Genomic DNA, 16923 nt, shown 5'->3' with positions numbered 1-16923 from the left:
GCCGGGTTCGCCGTTAGTGTCTAAGGGTGATCTGGACCGATGTGATCCTGGACGATGTCGCCGATGGGCTCATCGGAGTGTTCCGGGATCCCGGCATCCTGATCGGCATTCCGCTGGCGTTGCTCGGCGCGGTGTTCATGTCTTTCGGCGCGCAGTACCAGCACCGCGGTGTCATGAAGGTCGAACGCATCTCGGGTTCGTCGGGATCGAGCGGACTGAGCGGCGGGCAGCTCCTGCAGCTTCTGACCCGCCCTTCGTGGGTCGCCGGTACCGTCATGCTCGGACTCGCGATCGCCTGTCAGCTCGCCGCCCTGGCGTTCGCACCGCTCATCCTGGTGCAGCCGCTCGGGGCGGTGTCGCTGGTCATCACCACGCTCCTGAATGCACGGGTCTCGGGTCACAAGCCGACCGGCGCGTCGATTCGATCGATCGCGTTCTGCATCGGCGGCATTCTCGTGTTCGTCACGATCGCCGCGTTCGTCGCCACCGAGATGCCGATCTCCGACAGTCAGCTGCTCACGATCCTCGGTCTGTTGGTCGTCGTTCTTGCGGTGCTCACGACACTGTGGCTCCTGCTTCGGCGTGCGCACGGCGCGGCGCTGTTCTACATCGCCGCCGCCGGGGTGCTGTACGCCTTCGTCGCGACCCTGGCCAAGGTCGTCATCAAGAACATCCAGTCGGGCGACTTCGGCTGGCTGAGTGTGCTGTGCATCGTCGGACTTCTGCTGGCCGTGTCGGTCGGCGCGTACTTCGTGCAGACTGCGTACTCGGTCGGCCCGCCCGATCTGGTGATCGCCGGGCTCACCGTCATCGACCCGATCGTCGCGGTGCTGATCGGTCTCGTCATCCTGCAGGAAGCGGCGACCGCCGGTCCGTGGGCGATCGGCGGCTTCGTGTTGGCCGGTGTGATCGCGATCTACGGCGTGTTCTCGCTGACGAAGAATCACCCGCAGATCGTGAGCGACAGCCAGGAACTCCCGATTCTGCGCGGGCGACTCGGCGACGAGAAGTAGCCCGGCGCCGGGCACTAGGCTTTTCCTCACAGGGGGCGGTGGCCAAGCTGGTCAAGGCAGCGGGCTCATAACCCGACGATCGTGGGTTCAAGTCCCACCCGCCCTACTCCGTTGTCTTGCGGGGTGTCCCGGGCGCCGTCCGATGCCTACGACGCGTTCGAACGGGCCCAATCGGGCGCGTCGATGCCCCACGGACCACCCACGTCGGCATAGTCGTCCGGCGCGCCGTCGAAGGCGAGGACGGGCGGCGCGTACGTGAGCGAGAAGGGCCGGCTCTCGCTCGGTGCACGCGTTCGGCACGGTGCAGCCGGTGCGCCCGCATCGGGCGGGACGGTCGCGCCGTCGGTGGAGTCGAGAAGAGCGTGGGCGACCCGGGCGAGCGACATCCGCACGTCGACGGAGCCGCCGACCGTGCGCTGCCCGACGAGGGCCATCGTCAGCGCGGCGGCCAAGAAGTGCCCTGTCGAATGATCGAGTGCCTGCGCCGGCAGCGTGCCCGGGGTTTCGCCATCGGCGGTCACCGCGACCGCGATCCCGGTGACCGCCTGCACGATGCTGTCGAAGCCACGTCTGCCCGCCCAGGGGCCCTGCGTTCCCCACGCCGAGACCGAGCCGGTGACAAGACCGGGATGCCGCTGCGCGAGATCCTCCGGGTCGAGACCGAACCGCGTGAGGGCGCCCGGTCGGTACCCGGTGAGCACGACATCCGCGCGCTTCAGCAGCGATTCGAACCGCGCGCCGTCAGTTCGATCGCAGAGATCCAGCAGCGTCGAGCGCTTTCCCTGGCCGGTGTCGAGATGGATCCACCCTGTCTCCGGCAGGAACGGCGCGTCGACGCGCAGCACCTCGGCGCCCGCCAGCGCCAGATCACGTGCGGCGATCGGACCGGCGAGGACCCGGGTGAGATCGAGAACGCGGATGCCGGCGAGGGGCGCGGCATCCGTGGTCCAGGCGCGCGGCCGGCCGGCACCGGTGCGGGTCACCTCGACGATCGGCGCGGCGGCGATCGAGCGCGCCTGCGGATGCTCTCGCCACTGCTCGCTCGTCCGCACGGCGCCGACCACCGCTCCTGCCTGTGCTGCGGCGGTCTCCAGCTCGACCGAATCTCGCTCGGCGATCGCGGCGCTTACGCTGGCCGCGTCGGCCCCGTCGCCAAGGCCGAGCACCCGGCGCAGCGCGTTCTCGTGGTGGGGATAGTTCGCGTGGGTGCGAACGAAACCGTCACGCGCGGTCCGGAAGCCCGAGAGCGGTGCCCATACGGCCGGATGCTGGCCGTCGATCTGCAAGATCCGCTCACTCGTGAAGGAGGTGGCGACCCGCGCTCGGTCGACGCGGACGGGTGAGGTGGGGGCCGGGGTGCGGGCGTTCCGCGCGAGGCCGAGAGCCAGCGAAGCAAGAGCGACGCTGTCGCATGCGAGCGTTCCGACGGCGAGCGGTGATGACCACGGCAGAGATCCGCGTGCCTCCGCAATCTGCCCGAGCGCGTGCTCCATACCCAGCGCTTCGGCCACGTCGATGCCCACCGATCCCAGGTTCACGGCACCACCGAATCACAGACTTGTGATTCCCGGGCGCGCCGGAGATAATAGCCGTGTAACAATTGCATAACCAGCCTCACTCCGAGGCGCAGGTCGTAGGGGAAGACGTACCTGAGGATCGGAGAAAAGATGGCTGCTCACATGGCGCGCGGAGTGGTGCTCATCCACTCGGCGCCACGCGCGTTGTGCCCCCACCTGGAGTGGGCTGTCGGTCGTGCCCTCGGGCGCGCAGTCAACTTCGACTGGATCGATCAGCCGGTACTGCCGGGCAGTCGGCGTGCCGAGTTCTACTGGGAAGCCCCGGGCGGCACCGGCGCGGCGCTCGCCAGTGCGATGCACGGGTGGGAGCACCTGCGCTTCGAGGTCTCGGAGGACCCCACTCCGCGCAGCGACGGCGGTCGGTGGTTGCACACGCCCGACCTCGGCATCCATTTCGCCCAGACCGACACGGCGGGCAACATCGTCGTCGGTGAGGACCGCATCCGGTACGCCATGGAGATCGCCGCCGGTGACCCGATCGAACTCCAGCGCGAGCTGTCGGTCGCGCTGGGCGCGGCATGGGATGAAGAACTCGAGGCGTTCCGGCACGCCGGTGATGAAGTTCCGATCGTCTGGCTGCACAAGGTCGGCTGAGCCCCCACGCTTCGGGCGGCGGGAGTGCTGCTACCGGAGGTCGGTGATACGTCCCGGCACCGGGAAGGCGCACCGCCGCCCGACAGAAACGAGAGATGCCCCCGGAGCGTACTCCGGGGGCATCTCTCTGCGGTGATCGTCTCGGGACGGCTCAGACCGACGCGAACGCGGCGACGGCGTTGTGCCCGCCGAAACCGAACGAGTTGCTGATGGCGAGCTGATCGCCGGAGCCGAGGCTCTGCACCTCACCCGACACGCGGAACGGTACGGCCGGATCCTGAGTGGTCAAGTTGATCGTCGGGGGCGCCTGACGGTCGCGGATGGCGAGAATGGTGAAGATCGCCTCCAGCGCACCGGTCCCGCCGAGCAGGTGCCCGGTGGAAGCCTTGGTCGCCGACACCGGGATCTCGTCGATCCGCGCTCCGAAGACCTGGCGCAGCGCCTGATATTCGTTCGGATCGCCGACCGGCGTCGACGTCGCGTGCGCATTGATGTGGGTGACGTCGTCAGGAGATGCGCCCGCCATCTCCAGCGCGAGCGTGACCGCGCGCGCTGCGCCGTGCCCCTCGGGGTCGTTCGCCGTGATGTGGTACGAATCGGCGGTCACGCCACCGCCCACGACCGCCGCGTAGATCTTCGCACCGCGCGCTTTTGCGTGCTCCTCGGTCTCGAGGATGAGCGCCGCAGCGCCCTCGCCCATGACGAAACCGTCACGATCGATGCTGGTGGGACGGGATGCCGTGGCCGGGTCGTCGTTACGCTTGGAAAGCGCCTGCATCGAGGCAAAGGACGCCATTGTGATCGGGTGGATGGCGGACTCGGTGCCGCCGGCGATTACCACGTCGGCGAGACCCGCACGCAGATGCTCGACAGCGTTCACAATCGACTCGATGCTCGACGCGCACGCGCTGGCGACCGTCCGTGCGAAGGCTCGGGCACCGAAGTGCAGAGAGAGATTTCCGGCCGCCGCATTCGGCATGAGCATCGGCACCGTCATCGGCATGACGCGCCGCGGACCTTTCTCACGCAGGGTGTCCCACGCGTCGAGCAGGGTCCATACGCCGCCGATACCGGTCGCGAAGTCGACGCCCAGACGGACGGGATCGACCTCCGGGGCACCGGCATCCGCCCACGCTTCCATCGCGGCGATCAGCGCGAACTGCGAGGCGGGGTCGAGCCGCTTTGCCACGGGACGCGCAAGCACCTCTTCCGGGCGAACGATCGCCTCCGCAGCGAAGGTCACGGGCAGTCCGTACTTCTCCACCCATTCGTGCTCGAGGGTGCGAGAACCGGAGGCGCCGCCGAGCAAGGCGGTCCAGCTCTCCGGTGCGGTGCCGCCGATGGGCGTGGACGCACCGATTCCGGTGACGACGATGCGAGACGGGCTCATGTTCTCTCTCTGGTCGGTGCGGTGGGGACGAGGTCCCCACCGCGTCGGCTCACGCCTGGTTGCTGGTGATGAACGTGACCGCGTCGCCGACGGTCTTGAGGTTCTTGACCTCGTCGTCGGGGATGGTCACGGAGAACTTCTCCTCGGCGTTCACGACGATGGTCATCATCGAGATGGAGTCGATGTCGAGGTCATCGGTGAACGACTTCTCGAGGGCGACCTCGTCGGCCGAAATGCCGGTCTCATCGGTGATCAGCTCGGCGAGGCCCGCGAGAACTTCGTCAGTGGTGAAAGCCATGGTGTCTCCTTATGTTGAGGCTTAGGGGGTCGGTGACCGCGAATCAGTCTAGATGCGTCGCTTCGTCCGTCATGGGAGCACCACGACCTGGGCGCCGAAGACGAGTCCCGCGCCGAACCCGATCTGCAGGGCGAGACCGCCGCTGAGCTCGGGGTTCTCTTCCAGCAACCGGTGGGTGGCGAGCGGGATGGATGCCGCCGACGTGTTGCCGGTCGTGGCGATGTCGCGCCCGATGATCACCGTCTCGGGAAGCCCGAGCTGCTTGGCGAACTCATCGATGATGCGCATGTTGGCCTGGTGGGGCACGAACGCGGCGAGATCGGATGCCTCGATTCCCGCGGCCTCGATCGCGCGTCGCGCGACTTTCACCATCTCCCACACGGCCCACCGGAACACGACGGGCCCGTCCTGGCGCAGGGTCGGCCACGGGGCAGCGCCGTCGCGGAACTCGGTGAGGGTCGCGTCCATGCCGACCGCATCCGCCTTCGAGCCGTCCGATCCCCACACCGTAGGGCCGATGGCGGGAGTGTCGCTCGGTCCGACGACGACGGCGCCGGCACCGTCGCCGAGCAGGAACGAGATGCTGCGGTCGGTCGGGTCGACGACATCGGAGAGCTTCTCCGCGCCCACGACGACGGCGTAGTGCGCGGCACCCGCGCGGATGAGGGCGTCGGCCTGCGCGACCGCGTACGTGAATCCGGCGCAGGCGGCGTTGGCATCGTAGGCCGCCGCCGGGTTGGCGCCGATCCGATCGGCCACGACCGCAGACATCGACGGCGTCTGCCGCGAGTTGCTGATCGTAGCGATGATCACGAGATCGATCTGGTCGGGGGCGATACCGGAGCGTTCCACCGCCTCGGTCGCGGCGATCGTGGCCAGGTCGGTCGCGCTGGTCTCCGGCACCGCGCGCGTGCGCGTGATGATTCCGGTGCGCTGACGGATCCACTCGTCGCTCGAGTTGATGGGCTCGATCAGGTCGTCGTTGGTCACCGCGACCTCACCGCGGGCGGCCCCGTAGGAGTAGATCCGCGTGTAGGCGGGTCCCTGGGACTGCCGGATGGTGGGGGTCATGCGTTCTCCTCCGGGAGCAGCGCGACGGCCGCATCGAGATCGTCGGGCGTCTTGACGGCGACGGCGGGGGTGCCGCGCAGGCCGCGCTTGGCGAGGCCGACGAGGGTTCCGGCGGGCGCGAACTCGATGAGCCCGGTCACGCCGTGTTCCGCGAAGGAGGCCATGTCGAGGTCCCAGCGCACGGGCGCGGCGACCTGGCCGACGAGCAGGTCGAGCGCGGCGCGGCCGTGGGCGACGACGGAACCGTCCGAGTTGGTCCAGAGCGTGCGGTCGGGGTCGTTCGGCGCCAGCGCCGCCGCAGCGCGCGCGAGAGCGTCGACCGCGGGCTGCATGTGGTGCGTGTGGAAGGCTCCGGCCACCTGCAACGGTACGACGCGGGTGCCGCGCGGGGCATCGGACGCCAGCGCCGTCAGTGCGTCGAGCGCGCCGGCAGCGACGATCTGACCGCCTCCGTTGCGGTTGGCGGGCGTCAGATCGAGCTCGGCGAGTCGTGCGAGCACCGTCTCCTCGTCGCCGCCGAGGATCGCGCTCATCCCGGTGGGCGAGACAGCGGCTGCGGCAGCCATGGCGCGGCCGCGAATGCCGACCAGACGAAGAGCGTCGTCGTCCGTGAGGACTCCGGATGCGGCGACCGCGGCGAGCTCGCCGACCGAGTGTCCGGCGACACCGCCGATCACGGCCTCGGTGCGCTCAGCGAGTGCGTGCCACGAGAGGAGCGCGGCGGCGACGATCAGCGGCTGTGCGATCTTCGTGTCGCGGATCTCGTCGGCATCCGCGTCGGTGCCGGCGGCGATCAGGTCGACCTGCGCAGCATCCGAGTAGGCCGCCATGCGCTCGCGGGCGCCCTCGAGTTCGAGCCACGGCGAGAGGAACCCGGGCGTCTGAGACCCCTGCCCGGGGAAAAGACCGATGATCACAATTCCATCCTGCCAAGATCGGGAGCGGCATTCTGGTGGAATCCAGACAAGAATCCGTTCTTCCTTTGGTGCCGATCGATAGTCGGTCAGCGCGGGCGGCGTGTTGCCGACGAGCGTCGCCGTGTCGTGTCGGTTCCGATCGCCCCGAGAATGAGCGCGGTCTGCAGAATCAGCGCCTCGCGGGGGCCGGTCGCGTCCCATCCGATGACGTCAGAAACCTTCTTGAGCCGATAACGCACGGTGTTGGGATGCACGAACAGTTCGCGCGCGGTCGCCTCGAGCGATCGGCCGTTGTCGAGATAGCTCCAGAGCGTCGTGACGAGGTCGGCGCTGTGGGCACGGAGCGGGCGATACACGCGCTCGACGAGGGTCTGCTTGGCGAGCGGGTCGCCGGCGAGCGCGCGCTCGGGCAGAAGGTCATCGGCCTCCACGGGCCGCGGCGCGTTCCGCCAGGCACGTGCGACAGCGAATCCGGCCAACGCCGCGCGGGCGCTCTGACTCGCGTCGATGAGAGCAGGAACGGTGGGGCCGAGGATGAGGTGGCCGGGGCCAAATCCCGGCTCGAGACGCTTGGCGATCTCCGCGAGCGAAAGATCGGTCTCGTCGTCGTGTGCCTGGTGCGACGGATCCGTCCGTCCGATGACCAGCACGAGGCGCGACCCTTGCACGCCGACGAGAACGTCGACGCCGAGCTTTCTGGCACGCCGCCGAAGCTGATCGACGTCGAACTGCGGGGGCGTCGTGCCGACGAGTACCGAGACCTCGCCGTGGCCGTGCCAGCCGAGCGCCGCGATGCGGCTGGGCAGCTCTTCGTCGGCTTCACCCGTGAGGATGGAGTCGACCACGAGAGCTTCCAGGCGCGCATCCCAGAGACCGCGAGCTTCTGCCGCGCGGGCGTACACATCGGCGGAGGCGAAGGCGACGTCACGCGAGTACAGCAGGATCGCCTCGCGGAGGTCCTCTGCGCGACCGGCGACGCGCTCTTCCGTGACCTCGACGGTCACGCGGATCAGCTGGAGCGTCTGCTGCAGGCTGACGCTCCGCAGCAGCTCACGCGGAGCGCTGGCGAAGATGTCGGCAGCGATCCAGGGTGTCGATGTCGGATCGTCATACCACTGGATGAATGCGGTGATGCCCGCCTGTGCCACCAGCCCCACCGACGACCGCCGCGCGGGCGGCATGTCGGCGTACCACGGCAGGGTGTCTTCGAGCCGCTTGATGGTGATGGTGGCCAGATCCCCGGAGATGCGCCGTAACCAGGCGAGTGTCTCCGCCTTGTCTGGCGACTCCGGGGATCGGCTCATCCTCAGCTCTCGCCGCCCGCGTTCCCGGAGGTGCCGGCGGTGACGTCGTTCAGGCGGTACTTTTCAATTGCCTGGGCGATGACGGAGCGATCGATGACGCCTTCTTCGGCCAGGCCCTGCAGGGTGCGGACCACGACCGACGGGCCGTCGATCTTGAAGAACCGGCGGGCAGCGGCGCGCGTGTCCGAGAAACCGAAACCCTCGGCGCCGAGCGTCAGGTACCGGTTCGGCACCCACTGGCGGATCTGGTCCTGCACGGCGTGCATGAAGTCGCTGACCGCGACAACCGGTCCCTGCGCATCGCGCAGCTTCTCCGTCACGTAGGCGGTCCGTGGCTCGTCGGACGGGTTCAGGAACGTGTGCTCGTCGGCGGCGAGGCCGTCACGGCGCAGTTCGGTCCACGAGGTGACCGACCAGACATCCGCCGAGACGCCCCAGTCGTCACGCAGCAACTGCTGCGCCTCGAGCGCCCACGGCACTCCGACACCCGACGCGAGGATCTGCGCGCGGTGTCCGTTGCCGGAGCCTTCGGAGATGCGGTGGATGCCGCGGACGATGCCCTCGACGTCCACGCCCTCGGGTTCCGCGGGCTGCACGATCGGCTCGTTGTACACGGTGATGTAGTACATGACGTTCGGGTCGGAGTGCTCGCCGCCGTACATCCGCTCGATTCCGGACCGCACGATGTGCGCGATCTCGTAACCGTAGGCCGGGTCGTACGAAACCGTGGCCGGGTTCGTGGACGCCAGCAGGTGCGAGTGTCCGTCCGCGTGCTGGAGCCCTTCACCCGTCAGAGTGGTGCGGCCGGCCGTCGCGCCGATGATGAATCCGCGCGACATCTGGTCGCCCGCCGCCCACTGGGCGTCGCCCGTGCGCTGGAAGCCGAACATCGAGTAGAAGACGTAGACCGGGATGAGCGGCTCGCCGTGCGTCGCGTACGACGTCGCGGTCGCGGTGAACGCGGCGACCGCGCCGGCCTCGTTGATGCCGACGTGCATGATCTGACCCTGCGGGCTCTCCTTGTAGGCGAGCAGCAGCTCCCGGTCGACCGAGGTGTAGTTCTGGCCGTTCGGGTTGTAGATCTTGGCGGTCGGGAAGTACGCGTCCATACCGAAGGTGCGTGCCTCATCCGGGATGATCGGCACGATCCGGTTGCCGAAGTCCTTGACGCGGAGCAGGTCCTTCAGCAGGCGGACGAACGCCATCGTGGTGGCGACCTCCTGCGTGCCAGAACCCTTCTTCGGCAGCGCGTACGCCTTGTCGTCCGGCAGGGTGAGGCCGACGTGCGTCGAGCGCCGCTCGGGCAGGAATCCGCCGAGCTCGCGACGGCGCTCCAGCATGTACTGGATCGTCTCGTCCTGGGCGCCGGGGTTGTAGTACGGCGGGGTGTACGGGTTCTCTTCGAGCTGCGCGTCCGTGACCGGGATGTGCATCGCGTCGCGGAAGTGCTTCAGGTCGTCGAGGGTCATCTTCTTCATCTGGTGGGTCGCGTTGCGGCCCTCGAAGTGCGGACCCAGGCCGTAGCCCTTGATGGTGTGCGCGAGGATGACGGTCGGCTGGCCCTTGTGCTCGACGGCGGCCTTGAAGGCCGAGTAGACCTTGCGGTAGTCGTGTCCGCCGCGCTTCAGGTTCCAGATCTGCTCGTCGGAGTAGTCCTTGACCAGGGCGGCGCTGCGCTCGTCCCGTCCGAAGAAGTGCTCGCGGACGTACGCGCCGTTCTCGGTCTTGTACGTCTGGAAGTCACCATCCGGAGTGACGTTCATGAGGTTACGGAGAGCGCCGTCGGAGTCGCGGGCGAGCAGCTCGTCCCATTCGCGGCCCCAGATGACCTTGATGACGTTCCAGCCCGCGCCGCGGAAGTAGCTCTCGAGCTCCTGGATGATCTTGCCGTTACCGCGCACCGGGCCGTCGAGTCGCTGCAGGTTGCAGTTGACGACGAACGTGAGGTTGTCGAGACCCTCGTTCGCGGCGACCTGGAGCTGACCGCGGCTCTCGACCTCGTCCATCTCGCCGTCGCCCAGGAAGGCCCAGACGCGCGAGTCGGACAGGTCCTTCACGCCACGGTTGGTGAGGTACTTGTTGGTCATCGCCTGGTAGATCGCGTTGATCGGGCCGAGGCCCATCGACACGGTCGGGAACTGCCAGTAGTCCGGCATCAGGCGAGGATGCGGGTACGACGGGAGACCGTTCGCGCCGGCGGACTTCTCCTGACGGAAGCCGTCGAGCTGCTGCTCGGTCAGGCGACCTTCGAGGAAGGACCGGGCGTACATACCGGGGGAGGCATGGCCCTGGAAGAAGATCTGGTCGCCGCCACCGGGGTGGTCGGCCGCACGGAAGAAGTGGTTGAAGCCGACCTCGTAGAGCGCGGCGGACGACGCGTACGTCGAAATGTGGCCGCCGACCCCGATGCCGGGGCGCTGTGCCCGGTGCACCGTCATGGCTGCGTTCCAGCGGATCCAGGCGCGGTAGCGGCGCTCGATCTCTTCGTCGCCGGGGAACTCGGCCTCGTTCTCGGGCGCGATCGTGTTGATGTAGTCGGTGGTCGGAACCATCGGCACACCGAGGTGCAGATCACGGGAGCTCTTGAGAAGGCTGAGCATGATCTCGCGACCGCGAGCGTGCCCCCGCGCATCGACGAGCTGTTGGAGGGATTCCTGCCATTCGGCGGTCTCTTCGGGGTCGCTGTCTTGCGGGCCCTGCGAGTACGGATCCTGATCGTGGACAGTCACTAGACGCCTTTCATCACACGGCAGGTCTTGCCGGAAGGAACCATCAGATCGGTGCATGCCTTGTTCGGCGGCAACAACGCACCATCGACCAGCTTAGCCAACGGTCGGTGGCCCGGATCGCCCTGGCGCGAGATATGACTCCGGCCGGGGTCGCCCGCGGTGCAGGGTGCGCCGTGGTGGTCGGGGTGCCTCCCGCCGTGCGCGGCCGCACGGACGCGGGCGCCGTCGGGCGTGACGGGGGAGAAGAGGTAGCTCGCGCCGTGCGCGCACCACCTCCGGCTCTCGCGAGATTGCGCGCACCGCATCCGGTCCTCGCGAGATGAGGATGATCGGCTGAGACGAGGACGTCTGGGCCCGATATGCCCTCGCCTCGGCGGATGATCCTCATGTCAGGGGCCCCTGCTCGGTGGGCCGCCCCCCTTGCCACCCCACACGTCGCGGTCGCGACGCGCGGGCCCCTGCTCGGTGGGCCGCCCCGTCGCTACCCCACACGTCGCATCCGCGACGCACGGGGCCCCTCGCTCCGTGGGCCGCCCCGTCGCTACCCCACACGTCGCATCCGCGACGCACGGGGCCCCTCGCTCCGTGGGCCCTGCCGGGATCGAACCGACGACATCCACGGTGTAAACGTGGCGCTCTACCAGCTGAGCTAAAGGCCCTCGGGAACAAGTCTACGCGGCGACTCCGCGGCCATCAGCCCCAGCGCCGCACGGCCCACTTCTGCACGACGGCGAGAAGCGAGTCGGTGAGCTTTCCGAGCACGGCCAACAGGATGATGGCGAGCACGATCTGGTCGACGCGGCCGTTGTTCTGCCCACGCAAGAGCAGGAACCCGAGTCCCATCGACGCGCCGAGCAACTCGGCCGCAACGAGGAACAGCCAGGCCTGCACGAGCGCCAGACGGAGACCGGAGAAGAGCGAGGGGAGCACGGCAGGCAACTGCACCGTGAAGAAGAGCCGGAGACCTCCGAAGCCGAACGACCGGCCGAGTTCGACCAGGTGCGGGTCGACGTGGCGGAGGGCCATCGAAACCGTCGTGAAGACAGGGAAGAACGCGCCGATCGCGATCAGGATGATCTTGGACTGCTCTCCGATCAAGAACCACACGATCAGGAGCGGAATCCAGGCGAGGCTCGGGACGGCTCGCACAACTCCCAGCGTCGGCGAGAGCGCTGCATCCCAGAACCTGGATAGGCCGATGAGACCGCCGAGTGCGATACCCAGAAGCGCGCCCACGGCGAACCCGATGATCACGCGCTGCAACGAGATGGCGGTGAACTGCCAGAGTTCACCCCGTTCAGCGAGGTCGACGCCCGCCTGAATGACGGCCGCGGGGCTGGGGAACTTGTACGGGGGGACGATCGGGTCGCCGGGCAGCGTGAGGAAGAACCACACGACGATGAGCACGACCGGCACGACCGCGCCGACGATCACTCGCACGCCCGGTCGGGCGAGGAGTCCTCGTCCGGTTCGGGGCTCTGCGGAGTCTCGTGCGGGCTTCGTGCCGGTCGTGCTCATGGGTGTCGTCCTTCGTACGTCCGGCGTCAGCCGGCAGCGTTCTCCGCGAACTGCGGGGCGAACAGCGTCTCGAGCGCCTTGTCGATGGCCGCCTGATCTGCCACATCACCGAGCGACACCTGGATCGCGCCGATCGGCGCAAGCACCTTGTTCAGGGCATCGCCGGGAACCGGGTCGGTGTCGAGGCCCTCGCGCTCGTCGATGACCTTCTGGGCGACCGCGAGATCGATGGATGCGGCGTCGGCGAGGATCTGCGCCGTGTCCTCCGGGTTCTCGAGGGCCCAGGCGCGGGCACGTTCGTAGGCGTCGACGACGTCCTGGACCGCATCCGGGTTCTGCGTGATGATGTCCTCGCTCGCGTTCAGCACGCTGTAGGAGTTGAAGTCCAGGTTCCGGTACGCGAGCGTCGCGCCGCTCGCCTCAGCGGTCGCCATGATCGGGTCGAGGCCCGACCACGCGTCGACCGAACCGGACTGCAGAGCTGCCCAGCCGTCTGCGTGCAGCAGGTTCTCGACGGTCACGTCGTCGACCGACAGACCGGCTTCCTCGAGCGCCTGCACGAGGAAGAAGTACGGGTCGGTGCCGAGCGCTGCCGCGATGCGCTTGCCCTTGAGGTCCTCGACGGAGCTGATGTCGGAGCCTGCCGGCACGACGAGCGCGGCCCATTCGGGCTGTGCGACGACGTCGACGATCTGCTGCGGTGCGCCGTTCGCGCGGGCGAGGAGCGCCGCCGAGCCCGCCGTCGAACCGAAGTCGATCGCGCCGGCGCGGAGGGCTTCGTTGGCCTTCGAGGACCCGAGCGACTGAACCCATTCGACGGTGTAGCCCTCCTCCTCGAGCCAGCCCTGGTCCTTCACGATCAGGCTGAGCGGGTTGTAGGTCGCCCAATCGAGCCGGAGGGTGGTTCCTTCGGCAGAGGCACCGGATGCGGCCGGCTCGGCGGGAGAGTCTTCGCCGGCGACGCAGCCCGTGAGAGCGAGCGCGGCGAGAGCGACACCGGCGGTGAAGCCGAGTGCGCGACGGGACAGAGACATGTGAGTGCCTTTCGGGGTGCGGTGAGGGAGGACGTGCGGTGCGTGCACGTCGAGGTCAATGAGCGTGACGGTCGATACCGAGAGCGCCGAGCAGGTCAGCGCGCATCTCGGCCAACTTCGCCGACCCGCGGTCGCGCGGGCGGTCGCCGGGAACGGTGAGGAGTTGCTGGATGCCGGCGCCGGCGACGCCGTCCTGCAACCCGAGCACGATGATGCGGTCGGCCAACTGCAGGGCTTCGTCGACGTCGTGCGTCACCAGGAGTGTCGTGGTCGGCGCCTCGGCGAGCACCGACAGGAGGAGATCCTGCATCCGGAGCCGAGTGAGCGCGTCGAGCGCGCCGAACGGTTCGTCGAGGAGCAGCACGCCCGGGCGCCGCGCGAGAGCGCGCGCGAGGGAGGTGCGCTGCGCCATGCCACCGGAGATCTGGCGGGGACGATGGGAGGCGAAGTCGGTGAGGCCGATGAGGTCGAGGAGGTCGGCGATCCTGGCGTCGCGCTCGGCGCGGGGCAGCCCGCGCGGCAGGCCGAGAGCGATGTTCTCGGCGACCGACCGCCAGGGGAGCAGGCGCGGTTCCTGGAACCCGACCGCGATTCGCGCGTCGATCCCCGTCACCGGGTCGTCGTCGATCAGAACGTCGCCGGTGCTCGCGCGGTCGAGTCCGCCCGCGATGCGAAGAAGCGTCGACTTTCCGGAACCGGAGGCTCCGAGGATGGCGACGAGCTCGCCCGGCTGGACCTCGAGGTCGATGTCGGACAGCACGACGTGTGTACCGAACGTCCGGCCGAGTCCGCGGAATCGGAGCCGCGCGGCCGGAACCTCGCGGGATCCGGTTGTCGGGATGTCGGTGAGAGCGGCGGTCATGCGAAGCTCCTCTCGACGCACAGCGGGTGGGATGTGTCGAAATTAACGAGCTTCCTCGCCGGAAGCACGACGAGCGACACGCGAGGTAACACGGGTTCACGTGGGCGCCCCGGCCGAGGCGCGTGTGCTGGCGTAGGTTGGGAGAGTGAATGCCGCCCCTGCCGATCAGCTTCGTCTTCTGGATCTCGCCGCCACCGACACACGCCGGACGCAGGCGGATGCCGCGCGGCGCAACCCCCCGCAGGCTCCCCGGCTGCGCGAGCTCGCCGCCGACCGTCAGGCGCTCGCCCGCGAGCTCGGTCAGAGACAGGGGACCGTCGACGATCTGCAGGCGGAACTGCGCCGCATCGAATCCGACGTCGCCGTCGTTGACGCGCGACGCGCGCGTGACAACGAGTTGATGCGCACGACGTCGAGCGCGAAGGACGCGACGGCGATCGAGCACGAGCTCGCGTCGCTGCAGCGCCGTAAAGACGACCTCGAAGAGACACAGCTCGATCTGATGGAGCGTCTCGAGGCGGCCCAGGCGGCGGTCGACGATCAGCAGGCGGTCATCACCGCGGCGTCGGATGAATACGCGCTTCTGGCGAGCGCTGCCGAGCAGCACATCGCCGAAGCTGCGGCCCGCCTCGAGCAGCTGACCCGCGATCGCGCGGCCGTGGCCTCGGGCATTCCTGCGGCCCTCGTCACGCTCTACGACAAACTGCACGAGCGGAGCGCAGGGGCAGCGCTCGTGCAGGCGCGTACCTGTCTCGGTTGCCACATGATGCTGACCGGCAGCGATCTGAACGTCATCCGCCAGGCGGCTGAGGATGCGGTGGTCACCTGCCCGCAGTGCGACTGCATCCTGGTACGTACCCCCGAGTCCGGGCTCTGACCCGCTCGGTTTCTCGCGGCGGCCGCCGGTGAATCCCGACGCGATCCGCTGGAGTGTCATCGCCCGCACGGGCGCCGGTGCTCTCGACCTGGTGGATCTGGACAAGGACGGCGAGGTTCTCTCTCGGGCGCCGTGGGTGGCCTCCGAAGCCGCCTCGGTCGTCGCTGCGCGCCCGCTGACGCGCTGGGTGTGGGCCGACACTGCCCGCACATACCCGGGCATGCTCGCGGCCGGCGTGCGGGTCCCGCGGGCCTGGGATCTGCGTTTGTGCCACCGCATCCTGCGCTCCGCGCTCCCCGGCGCCGAGCTCGGAGCCCAGCGCCGTTGGGCGGGCGCGGCGACCCCCGTCGACCGCGATGACGGTCTGTTCGCCGTCGACGACGAGCTGGTCCCGGATGCGGACGAGGTACGGGCGGAGCTCCATCGACAGTGGCGCGCAGTGGCCGCGGCTCCCGACCCCGGGCGGCTTCGGATGCTGCTGCACGCGGAGTCCGTCGGGGCGCTCATCGCGGAGGAGATGCGCGCCGGCGGCTTGCCGTGGGATGCAGCGGAGCACGACCGCATCCTGGTGCGCGAGCTCGGCGAACGTGCGCTTCCGGGCGGCACGCCGCGGCGGATGCAGGAGCTCGCCGTCCGCATCCGCGCGGAACTCGGCGACGATACCGTGTCGCTCGACTCACCCCCGAAGCTGCTGCGTGCTCTCCGCCGCGCGGGCATCCAGGTCGCCTCGACGAGCCGGTGGGAGCTGGCGGAGCATCCGCATCCGGCCGTCGAACCGCTCCTGGAGTACAAGCGGCTGAGCAGGTTGCTCGTGGCGAACGGTTGGGCGTGGCTGGATGAATGGGTGCACGCGGGGCGGTTCCGGCCCGTCTACGTGCCGGGTGGTGTGGTGACCGGCCGCTGGGCGTCGAGTGGCGGGGGCGCACTCCAGATCCCGCGCCTTCTTCGCCCCGCGGTACGTCCCGATCCGGGATGGGTGGTCGTCGACGCCGACGTCGCGCAGCTCGAACCCCGTGTGCTCGCCGCGATGTCGCGAGACCTCGCCCTGGCGTCCGCGGCGCGGGGTCGTGATCTCTACTCCGGCATCGTCGATTCGGGCGCGGTCGCGACCCGCGAGGAGGCGAAGTACGCCGTGCTCGGTGCGATGTACGGGGCGACGACGGGCGAAAGCGGTCGGCTGGTGCCACGGCTGCGCCGAGCCTATCCGGTCGCGATGGCGCTCGTCGACGATGCGGCTGCGACGGGTGAAGACGGCGGGGTCGTCCGCACGTGGCTGGGCCGCACGTCGCCGCCTCCCGAGCTCGCCCTGCAGGAGCTCTCGGCCGCGGCGAGCGCAGAAGGCGCCGACGCCGCGACGGCCGAGCTCGCCCGCCGGGGAGGCCGGGATCGCGGCCGATTCACCCGCAACTTCGTCGTGCAGGGGTCGGCGGCGGAGTGGGCGCTGTGCTGGCTCGCAGAGATCCGTGCGCGTCTCGATGCCCTGGGTGCGGTGGCGGATCCGCTCGCCGCGCGTGCCGGACCGGTGTTCGAGAATCGCCCGCACCTGGTGTTCTTCCTTCACGACGAGGTCATGGTGCACGCGCCCGCGTCGATGGCGGATGCGGTCGTCCAGGCGATCAGAGATGCTGCGGATGCTGCCGGGCGACGCCTGTTCGGGACCTTTCCGGTGGACTTCCCGCTCGACGTGGAAGTGGTGCGTGATGGCGCCGCCGACGGCGAGGCTCCTGGGCCCGGATAGA

The 16923-nt window shown here is 69.0% G+C and carries 14 protein-coding genes and 2 tRNA genes; 5 read left to right on the top strand and 11 right to left on the bottom strand.

Translation table 11 applies throughout. The features are described 5' to 3' along the window. The first annotated feature begins 26 nt into the window (after positions 1-26). Together LQ938_RS08105 and LQ938_RS08100 are read left to right on the top strand one after the other, a co-directional pair. Entirely contained in the window at positions 27-1013 is a 987-nt protein-coding gene (locus LQ938_RS08105) for a DMT family transporter (protein ID WP_223721124.1), read from the top strand. Between the two features lie 32 nt (positions 1014-1045). Next, positions 1046-1119, top strand: a tRNA-Ile gene (locus tag LQ938_RS08100). A gap of 40 nt (positions 1120-1159) precedes the next feature. Here LQ938_RS08100 and LQ938_RS08095 read toward each other — a convergent pair. Next, on the bottom strand, positions 1160-2551 hold the full coding sequence (locus tag LQ938_RS08095; protein WP_223721125.1) for a CoA transferase: 1392 nt from the start codon (positions 2549-2551) through the stop codon (positions 1160-1162). A 129-nt stretch (positions 2552-2680) separates the two neighbouring features. Between LQ938_RS08095 and LQ938_RS08090 the strand changes: the two genes are divergently transcribed. After that, a complete protein-coding gene (locus LQ938_RS08090) occupies positions 2681-3184 on the top strand; it encodes a DUF3145 domain-containing protein (RefSeq protein ID WP_223721126.1) in 504 nt (167 codons plus the stop codon). A gap of 151 nt (positions 3185-3335) precedes the next feature. Here LQ938_RS08090 and LQ938_RS08085 read toward each other — a convergent pair whose 3' ends face one another. From LQ938_RS08085 to LQ938_RS08040, 10 genes are all read right to left on the bottom strand, one after another. Next, entirely contained in the window at positions 3336-4574 is a 1239-nt protein-coding gene (locus LQ938_RS08085; protein ID WP_223721127.1) for a beta-ketoacyl-[acyl-carrier-protein] synthase family protein, read from the bottom strand. A 49-nt stretch (positions 4575-4623) separates the two neighbouring features. After that, the gene (locus LQ938_RS08080) at positions 4624-4872 is read right to left on the bottom strand and encodes an acyl carrier protein (RefSeq protein ID WP_223721128.1); all 249 of its coding nucleotides are present in this window, start codon (positions 4870-4872) and stop codon (positions 4624-4626) included. 69 nt (positions 4873-4941) lie between these two features. Continuing rightward, positions 4942-5943 carry a beta-ketoacyl-ACP synthase III gene (locus tag LQ938_RS08075; RefSeq protein ID WP_223721129.1) on the bottom strand — a complete coding sequence of 334 codons (1002 nt, stop codon included), beginning with the start codon at positions 5941-5943 and terminating at the stop codon, positions 4942-4944. Continuing rightward, positions 5940-6860 (bottom strand): ACP S-malonyltransferase, encoded by a 921-nt coding sequence (locus LQ938_RS08070; protein WP_223721130.1) that lies wholly within the window; start codon positions 6858-6860, stop codon positions 5940-5942. The genes LQ938_RS08075 and LQ938_RS08070 overlap by 4 nt, the downstream gene beginning before the upstream one ends. An 86-nt stretch (positions 6861-6946) precedes the next feature. Continuing rightward, on the bottom strand, positions 6947-8164 hold the full coding sequence (locus tag LQ938_RS08065; RefSeq protein WP_223721131.1) for a PucR family transcriptional regulator: 1218 nt from the start codon (positions 8162-8164) through the stop codon (positions 6947-6949). A gap of 2 nt (positions 8165-8166) precedes the next feature. After that, entirely contained in the window at positions 8167-10893 is a 2727-nt protein-coding gene (gene aceE / locus LQ938_RS08060; RefSeq protein ID WP_223721132.1) for a pyruvate dehydrogenase (acetyl-transferring), homodimeric type, read from the bottom strand. Positions 10894-11479: 586 nt separating this feature from the next. Then, positions 11480-11552 (bottom strand) — tRNA-Val (locus tag LQ938_RS08055). Between the two features lie 34 nt (positions 11553-11586). Next, positions 11587-12411 carry an ABC transporter permease gene (locus LQ938_RS08050; protein ID WP_223721133.1) on the bottom strand — a complete coding sequence of 275 codons (825 nt, stop codon included), beginning with the start codon at positions 12409-12411 and terminating at the stop codon, positions 11587-11589. A 26-nt stretch (positions 12412-12437) separates the two neighbouring features. Beyond that, positions 12438-13445: an aliphatic sulfonate ABC transporter substrate-binding protein gene (locus LQ938_RS08045; protein ID WP_223721134.1), complete on the bottom strand. Its 1008-nt coding sequence runs from the start codon at positions 13443-13445 to the stop codon at positions 12438-12440. 55 nt (positions 13446-13500) lie between these two features. Beyond that, positions 13501-14307, bottom strand: a complete 807-nt coding sequence (locus LQ938_RS08040; protein WP_223721135.1) for an ABC transporter ATP-binding protein — start codon at positions 14305-14307, stop codon at positions 13501-13503. Positions 14308-14452: 145 nt separating this feature from the next. On the opposite strand from LQ938_RS08040, the gene LQ938_RS08035 reads away from it, so the two are divergent. Beyond that, positions 14453-15184, top strand: a complete 732-nt coding sequence (locus LQ938_RS08035; protein ID WP_223721136.1) for a zinc ribbon domain-containing protein — start codon at positions 14453-14455, stop codon at positions 15182-15184. A gap of 28 nt (positions 15185-15212) precedes the next feature. Then, entirely contained in the window at positions 15213-16922 is a 1710-nt protein-coding gene (locus LQ938_RS08030; RefSeq protein WP_223721137.1) for a bifunctional 3'-5' exonuclease/DNA polymerase, read from the top strand. Position 16923 lies beyond the last annotated feature (1 nt).

This window comes from Microbacterium sp. cx-55 (genome assembly GCF_021117345.1).
Taxonomy (GTDB): Bacteria; Actinomycetota; Actinomycetes; order Actinomycetales; family Microbacteriaceae; genus Microbacterium.
Note: the sequence above shows the minus strand (reverse complement) of the source record. Positions and strands in the feature narration are given on the sequence as shown.